This window comes from Streptomyces sp. NPDC104202 (assembly GCF_055584185.1).
The window spans coordinates 1-16,727 of sequence record NZ_JBVJMN010000040.1 but is presented as its reverse complement, the minus strand read 5'-3'; the positions used below and the strand labels follow the sequence as shown (position 1 = coordinate 16,727).

The following is a 16,727-nucleotide window of genomic DNA, read 5'->3' as shown; positions in this document are numbered from 1 at the left end:
ACTCACTTCTTGGGCATCTGCTGCTGGGCCTTTTCGAGCTTGGCCCGGACGGACTCGGTGGTGACGGCCCGGCCGGCGGCGGCGTCGGCGAAGAGCTCCTTGACCGCGGTGCCGACGACGGTCTCGAACTGCGACTCCTCGGGGACCTGCGGGAGCGCGGCGGCGCTGGTGGCGAGCGTGTCGCGCAGGACGGAGAGGGCGGGGCCGTTGAAGGCCGGGTCCTGCTGGGCGGTCTTGACCGGCGGGATGGAGCCGTAGGCCGTGTTGAGGATCTTCTGCTCCTCGTCGCCGGTCATGAAGTCGACGAACTTGAGGGCGCCGTCGAGGTTCTTGGTGTTCTTGAAGACGGCCATGTTGATGCCGGCGACCATGGAGTTGGTGGCCTTGCCCTGGCCCGGGGCGCCGGAGGCGACGGGCGCGGGGGCGACGCCCCACTCGTCGTCGGCCATGCCCTGGGCCTTGAAGGTGGCGGAGGCGGTCTGCCAGAGGACCATGGCGGTCTTGTTCTTGGCGAAGTCGCTCAGGGACTGGTTCTGGGCGTACTCGGCGTTGCCGGGGGCGACGATCTTGGCGGTGGCCATGAGGTCGACGTACTGCTTGACGGCGGCGACGGCGCCGTCGGAGGTGAAGTCGGCCTTGCCGTCGGGGGTGAAGAAGTCGGCGCCGTGCTGCTTGCCGAGGACGAAGACCTGGTGGATGTTGTTCGAGAGGTTGGAGCCCTCGACGCCGATGCCGGAGCCGCCGGCCTTGGTGATCTTCTGCCCGGTGGCGATCAGCTCGTCCCAGGTGGCCGGGGGCTTCTCCACGCCCGCGTCCTTGAACATCTTCTTGTTGTAGTAGAGCGCGTACGCCATGGAGTACAGCGGCACGGCCGCCGGGTCCTGGCCCTGGACGCCGGTGGAGCCGAGGGCGGAGTCGACGAAGCGGTCCTTGCCGCCGATCTTCTCGAAGTTCTTCGCGTCCCAGGGGAGCAGGGCGCCGCTGGCCTGGAGGGAGGCGCTCCAGGTGTTGCCGATGTTGAGGATGTCCGGGCCCTGCCCGGAGGTGGTGGCGGTGAGGATGCGGTTGAGGAGGTCGGACCAGGGGACGACCTCCAGCTTCACCTTGATGCCGGTCTTCTTCTCGAACTTGTCGAGCTCGGGCTGGAGGACCTTCTTGTCGACCTCCAGGCTCGCGCCCTGGTTGGAGGCCCAGTAGGTGAGGGTCTTGGGCTGGGAGTTGGAGCCGGCACCGTCCGTGGAGCCGCCTCCGCAGGCAGCCGCCGAGAGGACGAGGGAGAGGGTGACGGCACCGACGGCGGCGGCTCTGATTCTGCGCATGATCCCAGGGGCCTTTCTTGGGGTCGTGGAAGTCGGGGAGGAGGGAGCGCGACGTCCCGCGTTCAACCTCCGAAGCCCTCTCCCGACTTAATTTAGGATGTGAGTTAAACCTCAAGCGAAGGTGGCGTCAAGAGGTCTGCCAGGGGTATGTTTCGAATCCGAACCAAGGGAATGGGGTGCTCGGTGAGCGTACGCAGCGGCCGGACCGTGCGTGACCTGCGGCGGGAGAACCGCTCGGCGGTACTGCAACGGTTGTATTTCGACGGGCCGATGAGCCGCTTCTCGCTGGGCCCCGCGACCGGACTGAGCTCCGGCTCGGTCAGCAACGTGGTCGCCGAACTCGTCGCCGACGGCCTCGTCGAGGAGGCGGGCAGCGTGGACTCGGCCGGCGGCCGCCCCCGCACCCTCCTCCGCGTCCGCCAGACGAGCGCCTACATGATCGGGGTGGACGTCGGCGAGACCCGGGTCAGGGTCGAGCTGTTCGACATGGCGCTCACCGAACTCGCGCGCGTGGAAAGGCCGCTGGACCCCGAGGGACCGCGCCGCGTCGACCGGTACGAGGTCGGCGTCGTCGTCGGGCACGTCCGCGACGGCATCGAGGAGGTCGTCCGGCAGGCGGGCATCGGCCCCGAGCACCTGCTGGGCGTCGGCATCGGGGTGCCGGGCATCGTGGTGCGCGGCGCCGACGGCACCGCCGTCGTGCACGGCCAGACGATCGGCTGGGACGCCGTCCCGCTGGAACGGCTGCTGCGCGCCGCCGTCCCCCTGCCCGAATCGGTCCCGTACGTCATCGACAACGGCGCCAAGACGCTCGGCCAGGCGGAGATGTGGTTCGGCGCCGGCCGGGGCGTGCGCAACGCCGTGGTGGTCCTCTTCGGCTCCGGCGTCGGCGCCTCGGTCGTCTCGGACGACCTGCGGCCCGGCCGGGCCGTCGAGTGGGGACACCTGACCGTGCGGGTCCGGGGCCGGCGGTGCCGCTGCGGCGCCCGGGGCTGCCTGGAGGCGTACGCGGGCGCCGAGGCGCTCCTGGAACGCTGGCGCGAGGCCGGCGGGCTTCCCCCGGCCGGCGCCACCGAGGAGACCGCCCTGACCGCGATGCTCGCCGCCGCCTACCCGGCCGAACCCGACACGGCGCCCGACGCCACGGCGCTCGCGGTCCTGGAGGAGACCGCCGAGTACCTCGGCGCCGGCTTCGCCGACCTCGTCAACCTCTTCCAGCCCGAACGCATCCTCGTCGGCGGCTGGGCCGGCCTCCAGCTCGGCACCCGCTTCCTGGACCGGGTCAAGGGCTACGCCACGGAGTACGCCCTCACCTTCCCCGCCTCCCGCGTGCGCATCGCCCTCGGCACCCTGGGCCCCGACGCCGTCACCGTGGGCGCGGCCATCCTGCCGCTCGCGGACTTCTTCTCCCGCGGCGGCCGCCTCGCGCCGCCGGAGGCCGAGGAAGCGGCTCCCGCCTGGCAGGAGACGCTCCGCGAACGGGCCGCGCACTGAGACACACCCGGGTCTCCCGGACGGTCACGGGCGGGACCCCGGCCCGCCCCGTCCCCCTACTGGTCAAGTCCGGGCAGGGCGTCGGGGGCCGGACAGATCCTGGTGCCCTGGTGGTCGAAGACGTACAGCTGGGCGAGGTCGACGAGGAGCGGGACCTGGGCCCCCACCCGGACGCGGACGTGCGGGCCGGTGCGCAGCACGAGGTCGCTGCGGCCCGCCGCACGGCGTTCGTGGGCGGCGTGCGGGTCGCCGGACGTGAGCGGCACGCGCGCGGAGACCTCCGCCCTCGGCCCGTCCGCGGCCGCCCGGCCGCCGCCGAGGGCCGCCACGTGCGCCCTGATCCGGCTCATGCCGCGCTTGCGCCGGCCACCGGGGCGGCGGCCCGCGGGCCGGGTCCGCGGCGCTTCGAGCTCGGCGACGACGGCCGGCCGCGAGCCGGTGTCGAGGTGCACGAGCACCTCGTGGCCCTGGTACTCGACGTGCTCCACGATCCCGACGAGCGACGCCTCTCCGGGTCTGGCCTGGCTCGGCGGCGCGATGCGCACCGCCTCGGAGCGCAGTCCGACGATGATCGGCCGGCCCTGCTGGATCCGGAGCAGCTGGTGGTCGACGCTCAACGGCTGTGGGAGCCGCAGCCGTTGGCGCCCCAGCTCCAGGGACATCGGGCCGTCCAGCGGCGCGTGGACGACCGCGTCGAGCAGGTTGATGCGGGGGGTGCCGACGAACGCGGCGACGAAGACGTTGACCGGGCGGGCGTACAGCTCCTGCGGTGGGCTGACCTGCTGAAGGACGCCGTCGCGCATGACCGCCACCCGGTCGCCCAGCGACATGGCCTCGGACTGGTCGTGCGTCACATAGACGGTGGTGACGCCCAGTTCGGCGGTGAGCCGGGCGATCTCCGCCCGCAGGTGGCCGCGGAGCTTCGCGTCGAGACTGGACAGCGGCTCGTCGAGGAGGAAGACCGAGGGGCGGCGGGAGATCGCCCGGCCCATCGCGACCCGCTGGCGCTCGCCGCCGGACAGCTGCCCGGGCAGCCGGTCCAGCAGGTCCTCGATGGCGAGCATCCGGGCCGTCGACTCGACCTGCGGGTCGTGGTCGGCCGACGGGTCGCGCAGCTTCAGGGGGAAGCCGATGTTCTCCCGCGACGTCATGGACGGATAGAGGGCGAAGTTCTGGAACACCATGGCGATGTCGCGTTCGCGGGGAGGCACGTCGTTGGCGTGCTCGCCGTCGAGGTAGAGGTCGCCGTCGGTAATGTCCTCCAGGCCCGCGATCATGCGCAGGACCGTGGACTTGCCGCATCCGGAAGGGCCGAGCAGCACCAGGAACTCGCCCGGTTCGACGGTGAGGGAGACCCTCCGCACCACAGGGGAACCGCCGTATTTCTTGCTCACATCTCGCAGCACGATGGCGCGACTCATGGAAATCCGCCCGGAGTAGAAGGACCGCAGGGGGGTGTGTGGCCGAAAGTAGCTCATCACGAACCGCTGCGGAACAGTTTCGTACGTCTTTCGGAAAACCGAATTCGACGGCGGGCGAATGCCGAAGGGGCCGCCCGTCACCGGGCGTCGCGCGAACGGCTCAGGCCGATTCCCGTACGACCAGTTCGGGGGCGAACACCCGGTGCGCCGGGGTCTCCTGGGTGCCCTGGAGGCGGCCCAGGAGCAGCTCCGCCATCGCCGCGGCCATCCGCTCGACGGGCTGGCGCACCGTGGTCAGCGGCGGGCGGCAGGTCACGGCGACGCTGGAGTCGTCGAAGCCCACGACCGCCACGTCCCCGGGCACGCTGAGTCCGCGCTCGCGCAGCACCTCGCAGGCGCCCTGGGCCATCAGGTCGTTGGCCGCGAAGACCCCGTCGACCTCCGGGTGCTCCGCGAGGACACGGCGCATCGCGGCCGCACCGCTGTCGACCGTGAAGCCGCCCTCCACCACCGGCGGAGCGGCCCGGCCGGCACGCTCCAGGGCCTCGCGGAACCCGGCGAGCCGGGCCTCCCCGGCCGGCAGGTCCCGGGGCGCCCGGATCGTCGCGGGATGACGGCATCCCCTGGCCAGCAGGTGCGCGGCGGCGAGCCGGCCGCCCTCGTGGTGGTCGACGTCGACGTGGTCGAGCGGCGTTCCGTCCGGGGGCCGAGCGAACAGCACGAGCGGGACGCCCGCGGCGGAGAGCATCAGCGGCAGGGGGTCGTCGGGCTGGATGGAGACGACGAGTGCGCCGTCCGCGTTGCCCCGGAGCAGGTGGTCCACCACCTGGCTCCGCGCCGCCCCGGACTCGGCGAACATCAGCACCGGGTGCGCCCCCCGGCCCCGCAGACACGTCACGGCACCGCTGACCACCCGCCCGAAGAAGGGGTCGGCGAACACCCGCGCGGCGAACTCGTCCCCGGCGCCGCAGATGACGAGCGCCACGGTCTCGGCCCGCGGTCCGCGGCTCGGCGGCCGTCCGGTGACCAGGGTCCTGGCGGCGCTGTTCGGGGTGTACCCGGTGCGCTCGATGGCCTGCCGCACGACGTCCTGGATCGCCGGGTCGACGTTGCGCACCCCGTTGACGACGCGCGAGACCGTCGCCCTGGAGACACCCGCCTCCCGCGCCACGTCCTCCAGCGTCGGTCCCCGCCTGATCACCTCCGTACTCTAACGTGCCGCTTTCCCTCCCCGGGCGGGCGGTCCACGGGAAGTGCGGCGCGCCGGGCAGGTGCGGCTCCCGCTATTCACCGGAGGGCTTTCCGCCTTCCCGCCCAGGGAATTGCTGCCCGGGAAGACGGAATTCGAGGGAGTGCCGACGGGACGGGCTCGGGATATTCTCCCGGGCCGCCCGGAATGCGGAACTCCCTGTCCGTTCCTCACGCATTCCCGTCCCCCGGTACGGCCCCCACGGTGACGGCGGACTCGTGCTCCACCGCGCCCGCCGAGCGGCCCACGAGGATCCGGTACGTCCCCGGCTCGACCCGCCAGCGGGCGTCCTCGGGCGACCAGTGGCGCAGCGCCGCCGGCTCCACGAGGACCTCGGCGACCGTCTCCTCGCCCGGATCGGCGTGGACCGCCGCGTGGCCGGCGTACCAGCGCACGGGCCGCTCCACGGCGGAGTCGGGGCGGGCGAGGTAGACCTGGACGACTTCCCGGCCGCGGCGCGCGCCGGTGTTGCGCACCGCCACCTGGACGGTGAAGGCGGAGTCCGCGTCGACGCGGCCGGGGGCGTCCATCCCCTCGTACCGCCAGGTCGTGTAGCCGAGGCCGTGGCCGAACCAGTAGGCCGGCTCCGTCCCGGCGCGCAGCCAGGCCCGGTGGCCGATGTGGAGGCCCTCCTCGTAGTCGAGGCGGCCGTCCACGGGGCGGGTGCGGGTGACGGGCGCCTCGGCGAGGGCTGCGGCCCAGGTCGTGGGCAGCCGGCCGCCCGGCTCGCTGCGGCCGAAGAGCACGTCGGCGAGGCCCGCCCCGGCCTCCTGGCCGGGGAACCAGGCGAGCAGCAGCGCCGCCACCTCCTCGCGCCAGGGCAGTTCGACCGGTCCGCCGCTGTTGACGACGGCGACGGTGCGGGGGTTGGCGGCGGCCACGGCGCGGACCAGTTCGTTCTGTGCGTCGCCGAGGGACAGGTGCGTGCGGTCGTGGCCCTCGGTCTCGTCGTGCTCGGTGGTGCCGACGACGACGATCACGGCATCGGCCTCGCGGGCCGCCGCGACGGCCTCGGCGACTGCCTGGTCCCGGTCGGGGCGCGGGGGCGCGGCGGCGACGAGCGTCGCCCTGCCGGAGCCGGGCACCAGCTCGCGCCGGGCGACGAGGTGGACGTGGCGGCCGCGTTCGACGTGGGCGCGCGCGGTGTGGACCGGCGGCGTCACGTGCACGATCGCCGGATCGTCGGTGTCGCAGGGGTGGGTGCCGTCCAGGATCACCTCGCCGTCGAGCTCGATCGTCAGCCGGCCGAAGCCGCCGACGCCGAAGGTCCACCGGCCGCTCGTCTCGGGCCGCAGCAGGGCGCGTACTTCCACGGTGCGGGTGCCGGGCGCGAGGTCCGGTTCGAGGAGGCGTCCCGACAGGCGCCGCTCCGCGCTGAGTTCGTTCCCCTCGGCGTCGAGGCAGCGGAGCAGGACTCCCGGTTCGCCCGAGCGCGGGTCGGTGCACCGGCCGGTGTCGAGGGGGTCCGGCGGGCCGTCGGTCGAGGGGCCGGCGGTGTAGGTGACGCGGCCGCGGCCGCGCAGGCAGGCGCGGATCCCGGCGAGCGGTGTGACGACCGCGGAGGGGAAGACGCCGGCGCTCCCGCCGCCCTGGACACGGGGGGAGGCGGCGTGCGCGCCGATCACGGCGACGGTGCCCAGGCCGGTGGGGTCGAGGGGCAGGACGCCGTCGTTGCGGAGCAGGACCGCACCGGCGGCGACCGCGCGGCGCAGCAGGCGGCGCGGGCCCTCGCCCGGGCGCGGGGGCCGGCGGCGGGGGGCGTCGCCGAGGGCGCCGACCCGGTGGGCGAGCCGGAGCAGCCGCCGCACCTTCTCGTCGACGGCGCTCTCGGGGACGCGTCCGTCGCGCACGGCCTGGGCCAGGTCCGTCGCCCAGGGGCTCGCCGGGCCGGGCATCGCGAGGTCGAGGGCGGCACGCGCCGGTGCGTCGGTGGTGCGCACGGCGGCCCAGTCGGAGACCGCGAGGCCGTCGAATCCCCACTCCCCCTTCAGGGGTTCGGCGAGCAGGGGGTGGGCGGTCATGGTCGTGCCGTCGACGCTGTTGTAGCCGGCCATGACCGCCCACACCCCGGCGTCGACGGCGGCTTCGAAGGGGGCCAGGTACACCTCGCGGAGGGCCCGTTCGGAGAGCCGGACGTCGACGCGGAGGCGGTCGGTCTCGGAGTCGTTGGCGACGTAGTGCTTGGCGGTGGCGGCCACTCCGTGTTCCTGGAGTCCGCGGATCAGGGCCGCGCCGGTGCGGGCGGTCAGCCCGGGGTCCTCGGAGAAGCACTCGAAGTGGCGGCCTCCGAGGGGGGTGCGGTGCAGGTTGAGGGTCGGTGCCAGGACGACGTCGACGCCCTTGCGGAGCGCCTCGGCGGCGAGGAGGCCGCCGAGCTGCCGCAGCAGCCGGTCGTCCCAGGTCGCGCCGAGTGCGGAGGCCGACGGCAGGAGGCAGGAGGTGCGGCGTTCGTCCCAGGTCTCGCCGCGTACGCCGGCGGGTCCGTCGGAGCAGACGATCTCGCGCAGCCCGATCGTCGCGTCGGCGGCGGTCCGCCAGGTCGTGGCGCCGGTCAGGAGCCGGACCTTGCGGTCCAGGTCGAGCTTGTCGACCAGCGGGTCGAGCATGTCGTCGGGCACGGTGCCCCGTTCGTCGCTCATCTCTCCCTTGTCGGTTCTCTCGTCGGGTCGCCCGGGGGCACCGGACGCCCCGGGGTGAGCGGGGGGTCCGGTGCCGTCATGGGGTGGGGATCGGTCAGGGCAGGCGGTACTGCGCGTTCAGCGCCGCGCCGCGCTCGGGGTGGTTCTGGTCGTAGCCCCGGGCGTCGCACTGGAGGCCGCCCACGATGCAGTGGTCGACCATGGCCTTGAGGGTGCGCTCCTCCCACGCGTTGAAGAAGTCGTAGTGGAAGGAGTAGCCGCGGCCGCTGGCCAGGCGGACCTGGCTCATGTCGCCGTTGACCGGGAAGGCCATCTTGAACTCGATCATCGGCAGCGCGACCGGGTGGGAGGCCGGACACATGTTGTCGTTGGTGCCGGGCTTGACGACCGGGTACGCCATGTGGCTCTGGTGGTCGGGGGTGTCCAGGTAGAGACCGTTCCAGCAACTGGGCGCCTGCATACGCAGGTTGAGCTGGACGTCGGGACGGTTCGGGCAGCTCGCGGGGAAGTCGACGTTGAAGAAGCTGTCACCGCACTCCCAGCCCTCGACGAAGCCCTTGTGCTCGCGGAACTGCTGGGCGGTCTGCATCGGGTTGCCGACCACGAACCGGAGGCCCTTGGGGAAGGGCCGCACGCTCGTGTAGTCGGTGACGCCGGTCTTGTAGTAGATGACCTGGGGGCCGACGGGAAGGATCTTCCGGTCCCCGTCGAAGAGCGTGGGCATCCAGTAGGCGGAGGCGTCGGCGGGCGCCTTGCAGGCGGTGGCGCCGCCGTAGAGCGTGGCGGTGACGCTGTTGGCGTTCGTGGAGGTGTTGCCCATGAACGTGTGGTCGTGGGACCGGCCCGGCTGTCCGGGGTAGACGATCGGGTCGTCGGGGGCGGTGTGGGTGACGCCGCAGTTGGCCTGGAACTCGTGGAAGTACCGGGCCGGCGGGGTCGCGGTCGACGGCGTCACGCCGGTGACCTGGGGGACGGCGGGGATGTAGCCGTCGCCGTCCGCGTCGTCGCCCGACGCCTGGAGCGACGCGGCCATCAGGTGCCCGGCGTGCGCGGCGGCCGGCGGAGGGGTGTCGGCCGAGGGGTCGGAGGCGGAGGCGAAGGTGCCGACGCCGAGGAGGGTGGCGACGAGCGCGGTGCCGAGGAGCAGTGCGGGGAGCCTCTTGGGACTCGCTCTCATGGGGATCTCCTGCCCGTGGGGGGGTCGGTGTGCGTTTTCCGGTCGGTGTGCGGTTCCTGGTCGGCGGTGCTTTCGGATCGGTGGTGCGGTTCGCGGGTGGTGGTGCGGTCCCCTGGCGGTGGTGCGGTTCCCGGGTGTTGGTGCGGTTCCCGGGCGGTGGTGCGGTTCCCGGGGGTTGGCCGCGGGGACCTGGTGCGCTCCGGTGGGCGGTGGTCAGCTGTAGACGCCGAACTCGTGGAGCGAGTAGCCCCATCCGGTGCCCCGGACCGTGAGCTGGAGCCGTACGTGGCGGCCGGTGGTGGCGAGGGCGATGGTGTCGACGTCCCCGTCCCCGGTGGTCGTGGTGTGGACCGTGCGCCAGGTGGTCCCGTCGTCCGAGACCTGGACCTCGTAGGACCTGGCGTACGCGGGGTCCCAGACGAGCTGCACGGTGCGGATGCTCTTGGTGGACCCCAGGTCGACCTGGATCCACTGGGGGTCGCTCCAGTCGCTGGCCCAGCGGGTGTCGGCGCGGCCGTCGGTGGCGCGGGCCGGCGGGCAGGGGCAGTCGCCGTAGGCGGTCTGGTAGGAGGAGGCGGTGGTGGGCCGGTCGAGGGCGAGGTTGGTGCCGGCGACCGGCGGGGCGACGACGCGGACGGACTTGGTCTCGATGCCGGCGTTGCCGTGGCCGTCCTCGGCTTGGATGTACACCTTCCAGACGCCGAGCTTCTCGGGGGCGGTGACCGCGAAGGAGCCGTCGCCGTTGGCGCGCCACCGCGCCTCGACGAGCCGCTTGTCGCCGTTGGCGTAGTTGCCGCTGAGGAAGATCTTGGGGGTGACCGGGTCGCCGTCGGGGTCGCGGATGTCGGCGCGGACGGTGAACTCCCGTCCGGCCGGGGCGGCGGTGGCCGGGGAGACGGTCATGCCGCTGATCACCGGCGGGGTGTTGTCGCCGGCGACGGAGCCGGTGTACGCCTTCTTGACGGCGTAGTAGGAGAGCCGCTTCAGGCCGTCGGGCACCAGGTTGAACCAGACGCCGCCGAAGTCGTGTTCGGTGCCGTAGTGGAACATGGTGGCGCCGAGGGCGACGCCGCCGTGGCCGGTGACGCAGTTCCAGACGGAGGTGTAACCGGCGGCCTTCTGCACGTCGGTCGGCTCGTCGGGGACGCCGTTTGCGTCGTTCGGGACCTCCCATTCGCCGGCCGGGCCCGTCTCGGTGATGAGGTAGGGCTTGGTGTAGCCGCCGTCGATCCAGTCCTGGCGCACCTTGCACAGGTTGTCGTACGAGTTCATCGAGTAGAGGTCGAGGTCCGGGGCGTTGCGCTTGTAGTACGGCCAGGCTCCGGTCCAGGCGTCGGTGGAGGTCACCGGGTGGTCGGGGTCGATCGTGTGGATCTTCCGGGCCACCTCGTTGACGAAGCCGGTGTAGGCGTTGCGCTGGTTCTCCAGCGCGGTCCCGCTGTAGCAGTTCTGGAGGCCGAGCACGGACTCGTTGCCGACGTTCCACATGAGGGTGGCGGGGTGGCTCTTGTACGCCTCCACCCACGTGGCGAACTCGTTCAGCATCGTGGTCTTGTACGCGGTGTCGGTGACGTAGTCGACGCAGCCGCCGGAGCCGGGGCCGCCGCCGGGCTGGAGCCAGAAGCCGTTGACGACCTTGAGGCCCTGGGCGGCCGCGGTGTCGAGGAGCGGCTTGGTGGAGCCGTCGGTGCCCCAGGTGCGGATGGTGTTGACGCCCATGGACTTGACGTCCGGCAGGTACTTGGGGGCGTCCGCGACCGAGGGGCCCCAGGTCAGGCCCTTGACGGTGTAGGGCCGGCCTCCGACGGTGAGCTGCCAGGCGCCCTGGGTCCCGGTGACGCGGACGGCGCCGGAGGGCGGCGGGGTGGTGCCGCCGGGCTCGCCGTAGACCTGGAACTCCCAGAGGGAGTAGCCGTATCCGGTGGCGCGGGTGACGCCGTGCATCCGCACGTAGCGGGCGGTGCCGGAGACGGCGAGGGTCTCGGTGCCGCCGGCGCCGTTCGCCGTGGTGTAGGCGGTGGTCCAGGTGGTGCCGTCGGTGGACACCTCGATCCGGTACGCCTTGGCGTACGCGGACTCCCAGCGGAGCACGACCTGGCTGAGCGCGGCGGGGGCGCCGAGGTCCACCTGGAGCCACTGGTCGTCGGAGGCGGCGCTCGACCAGCGCGTTCCGGTGTTCCCGTCGACGGCGTCGGCGGCCGGGGTGCCGTAGTGCTCCTGGCTGGAGGCGGTGACCGTCTTGCCCTGGGAGAGCAGTGCGGGTGCGGCCTGGGCCTGTGAGGCCGGCAGGAAGGCCAGCACCATCGAGGCCACCACGGTGGCCGTGGCCACGGGTATGCCGACTGAGGGCATGGGGGAATCTCCTTGAGGCGGGGCGGGGTTCGGGAGAGCGCTCTCCCGCACCTTGCCCGCGCTCTCCGAGCGTCGTCAATAACCGCACACGACTTTTCTTTTGGCTTGACTTAAGAGCTTGAGTTCACGGACCCGAAACCGGGGCGCCATCGGCCGCAATGGATGCCCCGCAACTGATGGACTCATTCACGTCGTACATCCATCAGCGATACGCAATTTCTGTACTAATCTCAGGAACCATGCCCCTGCCCTCCTCACGGCTCCGGCCGCTGCGCGCGAGCGCGCTCACCCGTTCCCGGCCGTCGGGCCCGCGCCTGATAGGGCTCGTCACCCCCGATCTGCAGAACGCCATCTTTCCCGCGATCACCGAGGCCGTCGGCTCCGAGCTGACCCGGCGCGGCTTCACGCCCGTCCTGTGCAGCCAGTCGCGGGGCGGCGGCTCCGAGCCCGCCTTCGTCGAGTTCCTCCTGAGCCGACGGTTCTCCGGGATCGTCTTCACCGGCGGGCACTACGCCTTCACGGACGCCCCGCACGCCCACTACCGCCAACTGGCCCGGCTCAGCGTGCCCGTGACCCTCTTCAACGCGGGGGTGGCCCACCTCCCCTTCCCGCGCGTGGTCTGCGACGACGCGTCGGCGACCGACCTGGGCTGGCGCCACCTCGCCTCCCTGGGGCACGAGCGCATCGGTCTCGTCCTCGGCCCCTACAGCCATCTGCCGTCCGAACGGAAGGCGGCCCGCGCCCGTGAACTCGGTGTGGACCCGGCCCTCGTCGTCCGCACGTCGTTCTCCCTTGAGGCCGGCCAGGCCGTGGCCGGCGACCTCTTCTCCGCCGGGGTCACCGGGGTGCTCTGCGCGAGCGACCCGCTGGCGCTGGGCGTCATCCGGGCCGCGCGGCGACGCGGGCTCGACGTGCCCGGAGACGTGTCAGTCGTGGGCTACGACGACTCCGCCCTCATGCGCTGCACCAGCCCGCCCCTCACGACCGTCCGACAGCCGGTCGAGGCGATGGCCGCGGCCGCCGTGGACCTGCTCTGCGCCCAGATGGACGCCCCGGCGGCGTCGGCGCACGAGACGCCGCTCGAACCGGAGCTCATCGTGCGGGAGTCGACCGGCCGGCCCCGCGGGCGAGTGGATCCCCGCTGACGGCGCGCGGGACCGCCGCACGCCGCGCGCGGACCAGGCAAGGCGGTCACGGAGGCGGGCGGTGGCCGGCCCCGCTCCCGCGCAGGCTCACTGGTCGGCGAGGACCTGGTCGACCTGTGCCGCGGCGGTGGAGAGGAGCTGGTCGATGTCGGCGTCCTCGTCGGTGAGGATGCCCGACATGACGCCGTCCAGGACCTTGTAGACCTCCTGGGCCTTCGGCGGCTCTGCCTTGCCGGCCACAGGGTGGTCCATGAACGCCTTGAAGTTGCCCACCGGCATGGTGGCCTGGGCGAGGCGCGCCGCGTCGTCCTGCGTCTTCGACTGGTTCAGCCAGAAGTTGGGCTGCGGAACGCCGACGGGCAGGCCGTCGGACTTGATGCGGGCCCAGTCGAACTGCCCCTTGCCGACGGTGAGGTTGCGGAAGTTGAGCCAGGCGATCGCCGCCTTGACCTTGTTGCCGGAGAGGCCCTTCTTCACCATGTAGTTGTTGCCGCCCGCCAGGGTGTTCCTGCCGCCGGGCATCGGGCCCATGCCGAAGTTCTCGTACCGCGCGCCGAGTTGCTGCACCATGTACGCGATGTCGTCGGGCGCGGCCAGGAACATGCCGAGCTTGTCGGCGGCCATCTGCTTCTGCAGGTCGCCCCACTGGAGCAGCTGGGTCCTGCCCATGCTGTCGTCCTCCCAGCGCATCGCGTGGAGGTTCGCGGCGACCCGTCTGCCGAGGGCGTTGTCGAACGCGGCCTTCTCGCCGGCGTCGACGACGTCGCCGCCGAGGCTGTACATCTGCGCCGTGAAGTGCCAGCCGCCGGTGTTGCCCGCGCTGTACTCGCCGAAGCCCGCGATCCCCTTTCCGAGGCCCGCGATCTTCTTCGCGGCGGCCCGGACCTCCTCCCAGGTGCGCGGCGGGGCGTCGGGGTCCAGGCCGGCGTCCTCGAAGAGCTTGCGGTTGATCAGCAGGCCCATCGCGTAGTTGCTGGTGGGCAGTCCGTACAGCTTGTTCCGGTGCTTGAGCGAGTCCAGGACGTTCGGGTCGATGTCCTTCAGGAGCGGGACCGACCTCGGGGTGACGTAGTCGCTGATGTCCTCGGCGCCGTCCTCGGAGAGCACCTGGGGCAGGTCGGTGAAGTAGGTGTAGAAGACGTCCGGCTGCGACTTGGCCTTGAGCATTGCGGTGAAACGCGGCGGCTCCAGACACTGCCCGGGAGTGGAGCGACCCTCGATCGTGACGTTCGGGTACGTCCTGTTGAACTCCGCCACGTCCTCCTTCCACTCCCTCAGCTCGGCCGCCTTCGCCGCCGGGGGCATGCAGTCGATCGTGAGCGTGACCTTCGCCCCGGGGTCCAGGGGGATCGTCGGGTCGGAGGACCCGGCTCCGTCGGAGGCGTCGCCCGCGGTGCCGCAGGCGGCGAGCGCCGTCAGCGAGAGCACGCAGACGACGGCCGCGCCAGCGCGGCGGGTTCGACGGAGGCGGGCTCTTCTCATGGGCGGTCCCCTTCGGCCAGGCACGGCAGGTCGGCCCCGCCGTCGGTGCGTTGCGGGGCGCGGCACACTCAACCATCCTGAACAAGTGAACGCAAGATGTCGCGTCACCTTCGCAATTGCTTGACAATGAAGAGCAGATCCCGAAAACACGGAAGCGCTCCGTTCGGCCGGGGGAGGGCCGAACGGAGCGCTCGGGGAGTGCCGCGCCGGGGGTCGGCGGCGCGCACTCGGGGGTGTGGCCTCGTGCCTCAGCCGGCGAGCAGCTGCAGGGTGTCGATGACGCGGTTGGAGAAGCCCCACTCGTTGTCGTACCAGGCGACGACCTTGATGTGGCGGCCCTCGACGCGGGTGAGCGCGGAGTCGAAGATCGACGAGTGCGGGTTGCCGGTGATGTCGGCGGAGACCAGCGCGTCCTCCGAGTACTCCAGGACACCGGCGAGGGGGCCCTCGGCGGCGGCGCGGTACGCCTCCAGCACCTCGTCGCGTGTCACGTCGCGGGAGACGGTCGTGTTGAGCTCGACGATCGAACCGACCGGCACCGGGACGCGGATCGAGTCACCGGACAGCTTGCCGTCCAGGTTCGGGAGGACCAGGCCGATGGCCTTGGCGGCGCCCGTCGTGGTCGGCACGATGTTGACGGCGGCGGCGCGGGCGCGGCGCGCGTCGCGGTGCGGGCCGTCCAGCAGGTTCTGCTCCTGCGTGTAGGCGTGGACGGTCGTCATGAAGCCGTGCTCGATGCCCGCCAGGTCGTCGAGGACCGCGGCCAGCGGAGCCAGCGCGTTGGTGGTGCACGAGGCGTTCGACACGATGGTGTGGACGGCCGCGTCGTACGCGTCGGTGTTCACGCCGTAGGCGAGGGTGACGTCGGCGCCGTCGGCGGGCGCGCTGACGAGGACGCGCTTGGCGCCTGCCTCGATGTGCGCGCCGGCGGCCTTGGCGGAGGTGAAGCGGCCGGTCGCCTCCAGGACGATCTCGACGCCGAGCTCGGCCCAGGGGAGGTCGGCGGGCTCGCGCTCGGCCAGCACCTTGATGCGGCGGCCGTCGACGACCAGCGTGTCGCCGTCGACGCTCACCGGACGACCCAGGCGGCCCGAGGTCGTGTCGAAGGCGAGGAGGCGCGCGAGGGCCGCGGGCTCGGTGAGGTCGTTGACGGCGACGACCTCGAGGTCGCTCTCGCGCTCGAGCAGTGCGCGCAGCACGTTGCGTCCGATGCGGCCGAATCCGTTGATGGCGATGCGAGTCATGACTGTGTCCCTTCGGTCCCTTCGCGTTCGCCACCATGTTCGTCCGGTACGGACGGCCCTGACAGCGGCGGGATCGCCACGGTCCGCAAGTATCGCGCCAAGGGGTGGCGAGGGGGCCCGGCTCCCCCGCTACTCGCCCCGGGCGAACGTCCGCCGGTACTCGGTCGGGGTCGTGCCGAGGATCCGCTGGAAGTGGAGCCGCAGGTTGGCCCCGGTGCCGAGCCCGGTGTCGGCGGCGATCTGCTCGACGCTGCGCTCGGAGCGTTCGAGCAGCTCGCGAGCCATGTCGACGCGGGCACGCATCACCCACTGCATGGGGGTGTACCCGGTGTCCTCGGCGAACCGCCGGGAGAAGGTGCGGGCCGAGACGGCCGCGTGGCGGGCGAGGATCTCCAGCGTCAGCGGCTCGCCGAGCCGGTGCAGCGCCCACTCCCGGGTCGCCGCGAACCGCTCGCCGAGCGGTTCGGGAACGCTCCGTGGGACGTACTGCGCCTGTCCGCCGCTGCGGTAGGGGGCGGCGACGAGCCGGCGGGCCGCGTGGTTCGACGCGGCGACGCCGAACTCGGCCCGCAGGATGTGCAGACACAGGTCGATGCCCGAGGCGGCCCCGGCGGAGGTGAGGACACTGCCCTCGTCGACGAAGAGGACGTTCTCGTCGACCCGGACCAGCGGGCGCTTCGCCGCCAGCGCCCGGGTGTAGTGCCAGTGGGTCGTGGCGCGCTTGCCGTCGAGCAGTCCGGTCGCGGCCAGCGCGAAGGCGCCCGTCGAGATCGCCGCGAGCCGCGCCCCGCGCGCGTGGGCGGCGATCAGCGCCTCGACGACGGCCGCCGGCGGGTCCTCCCGGTCGGGGAACCGGTATCCCGGGACGAAGACGATGTCGGCCCAGGCGAGGGCGTCCAGGCCGTGGGCGACCTGGTACGCCAGCCCGTCGCCCCCGGCCACCACACCCGGTTCCGCGCCGCAGACCCGCACCTCGCACGGCATGCTGGCGCGGGTCGTGAAGACCTGCGCGGGAATGCCCACGTCGAGCGGCTTCGCGCCCTCCAGGACGAGAACGGCGACACGGAGCAGTCGGGAGGCAGACACGGTCAAGAGCCTACGCACCCGGGACCGGGGGGGGGGGGGGGGGGGGGGGGGGGGGGGGGGGGGGGGGGGGGGCGTTGGGAGGAAAGGGGGGGCCTCGGGGGGTGGGGCAGCAATGGCGA

11 protein-coding genes are annotated in these 16,727 nt (G+C 72.5%); 2 read left to right on the top strand and 9 right to left on the bottom strand.

Annotated features, from left to right (window positions below; all coding sequences use genetic code 11):
• Positions 1-2: 2 nt before the first annotated feature.
• Positions 3-1,319: an ABC transporter substrate-binding protein gene (locus tag ACZ60W_RS23970; protein ID WP_469757403.1), complete on the bottom strand. Its 1,317-nt coding sequence runs from the start codon at positions 1,317-1,319 to the stop codon at positions 3-5.
• Between the two features lie 183 nt (positions 1,320-1,502).
• Between ACZ60W_RS23970 and ACZ60W_RS23965 the strand changes: the two genes are divergently transcribed.
• Positions 1,503-2,813, top strand: a complete 1,311-nt coding sequence (locus ACZ60W_RS23965; protein WP_469757402.1) for an ROK family protein — start codon at positions 1,503-1,505, stop codon at positions 2,811-2,813.
• A gap of 56 nt (positions 2,814-2,869) precedes the next feature.
• Here ACZ60W_RS23965 and ACZ60W_RS23960 read toward each other — a convergent pair whose 3' ends face one another.
• The 5 genes from ACZ60W_RS23960 to ACZ60W_RS23940 all read right to left on the bottom strand — a co-directional run bounded on the left by ACZ60W_RS23960 (position 2,870) and on the right by ACZ60W_RS23940 (position 11,603).
• Positions 2,870-4,234, bottom strand: coding sequence for an ABC transporter ATP-binding protein (locus ACZ60W_RS23960; protein ID WP_469757401.1), 1,365 nt, complete (start codon positions 4,232-4,234; stop codon positions 2,870-2,872).
• Between the two features lie 160 nt (positions 4,235-4,394).
• Positions 4,395-5,435: a LacI family DNA-binding transcriptional regulator gene (locus tag ACZ60W_RS23955; RefSeq protein WP_469757400.1), complete on the bottom strand. Its 1,041-nt coding sequence runs from the start codon at positions 5,433-5,435 to the stop codon at positions 4,395-4,397.
• A 218-nt stretch (positions 5,436-5,653) separates the two neighbouring features.
• Positions 5,654-8,122, bottom strand: coding sequence for a beta-glucosidase (locus tag ACZ60W_RS23950; protein ID WP_469757399.1), 2,469 nt, complete (start codon positions 8,120-8,122; stop codon positions 5,654-5,656).
• A gap of 94 nt (positions 8,123-8,216) precedes the next feature.
• Complete coding sequence (locus ACZ60W_RS23945) at positions 8,217-9,299, bottom strand: DUF1996 domain-containing protein (RefSeq protein ID WP_469757398.1); 1,083 nt, start codon at positions 9,297-9,299, stop codon at positions 8,217-8,219.
• A gap of 213 nt (positions 9,300-9,512) precedes the next feature.
• Positions 9,513-11,603 (bottom strand): discoidin domain-containing protein, encoded by a 2,091-nt coding sequence (locus ACZ60W_RS23940; protein WP_469757454.1) that lies wholly within the window; start codon positions 11,601-11,603, stop codon positions 9,513-9,515.
• Between the two features lie 287 nt (positions 11,604-11,890).
• Between ACZ60W_RS23940 and ACZ60W_RS23935 the strand changes: the two genes are divergently transcribed.
• Positions 11,891-12,796 carry a substrate-binding domain-containing protein gene (locus ACZ60W_RS23935; protein WP_469757397.1) on the top strand — a complete coding sequence of 302 codons (906 nt, stop codon included), beginning with the start codon at positions 11,891-11,893 and terminating at the stop codon, positions 12,794-12,796.
• A gap of 87 nt (positions 12,797-12,883) precedes the next feature.
• Here ACZ60W_RS23935 and ACZ60W_RS23930 read toward each other — a convergent pair whose 3' ends face one another.
• The 3 genes from ACZ60W_RS23930 to ACZ60W_RS23920 all read right to left on the bottom strand — a co-directional run bounded on the left by ACZ60W_RS23930 (position 12,884) and on the right by ACZ60W_RS23920 (position 16,608).
• On the bottom strand, positions 12,884-14,278 hold the full coding sequence (locus ACZ60W_RS23930; RefSeq protein WP_469757396.1) for an ABC transporter substrate-binding protein: 1,395 nt from the start codon (positions 14,276-14,278) through the stop codon (positions 12,884-12,886).
• A 248-nt stretch (positions 14,279-14,526) separates the two neighbouring features.
• Entirely contained in the window at positions 14,527-15,522 is a 996-nt protein-coding gene (gap, locus tag ACZ60W_RS23925) for a type I glyceraldehyde-3-phosphate dehydrogenase (protein WP_469757395.1), read from the bottom strand.
• Positions 15,523-15,651: 129 nt separating this feature from the next.
• The gene (locus tag ACZ60W_RS23920) at positions 15,652-16,608 is read right to left on the bottom strand and encodes a GlxA family transcriptional regulator (RefSeq protein WP_469757394.1); all 957 of its coding nucleotides are present in this window, start codon (positions 16,606-16,608) and stop codon (positions 15,652-15,654) included.
• Positions 16,609-16,727: the final 119 nt, after the last annotated feature.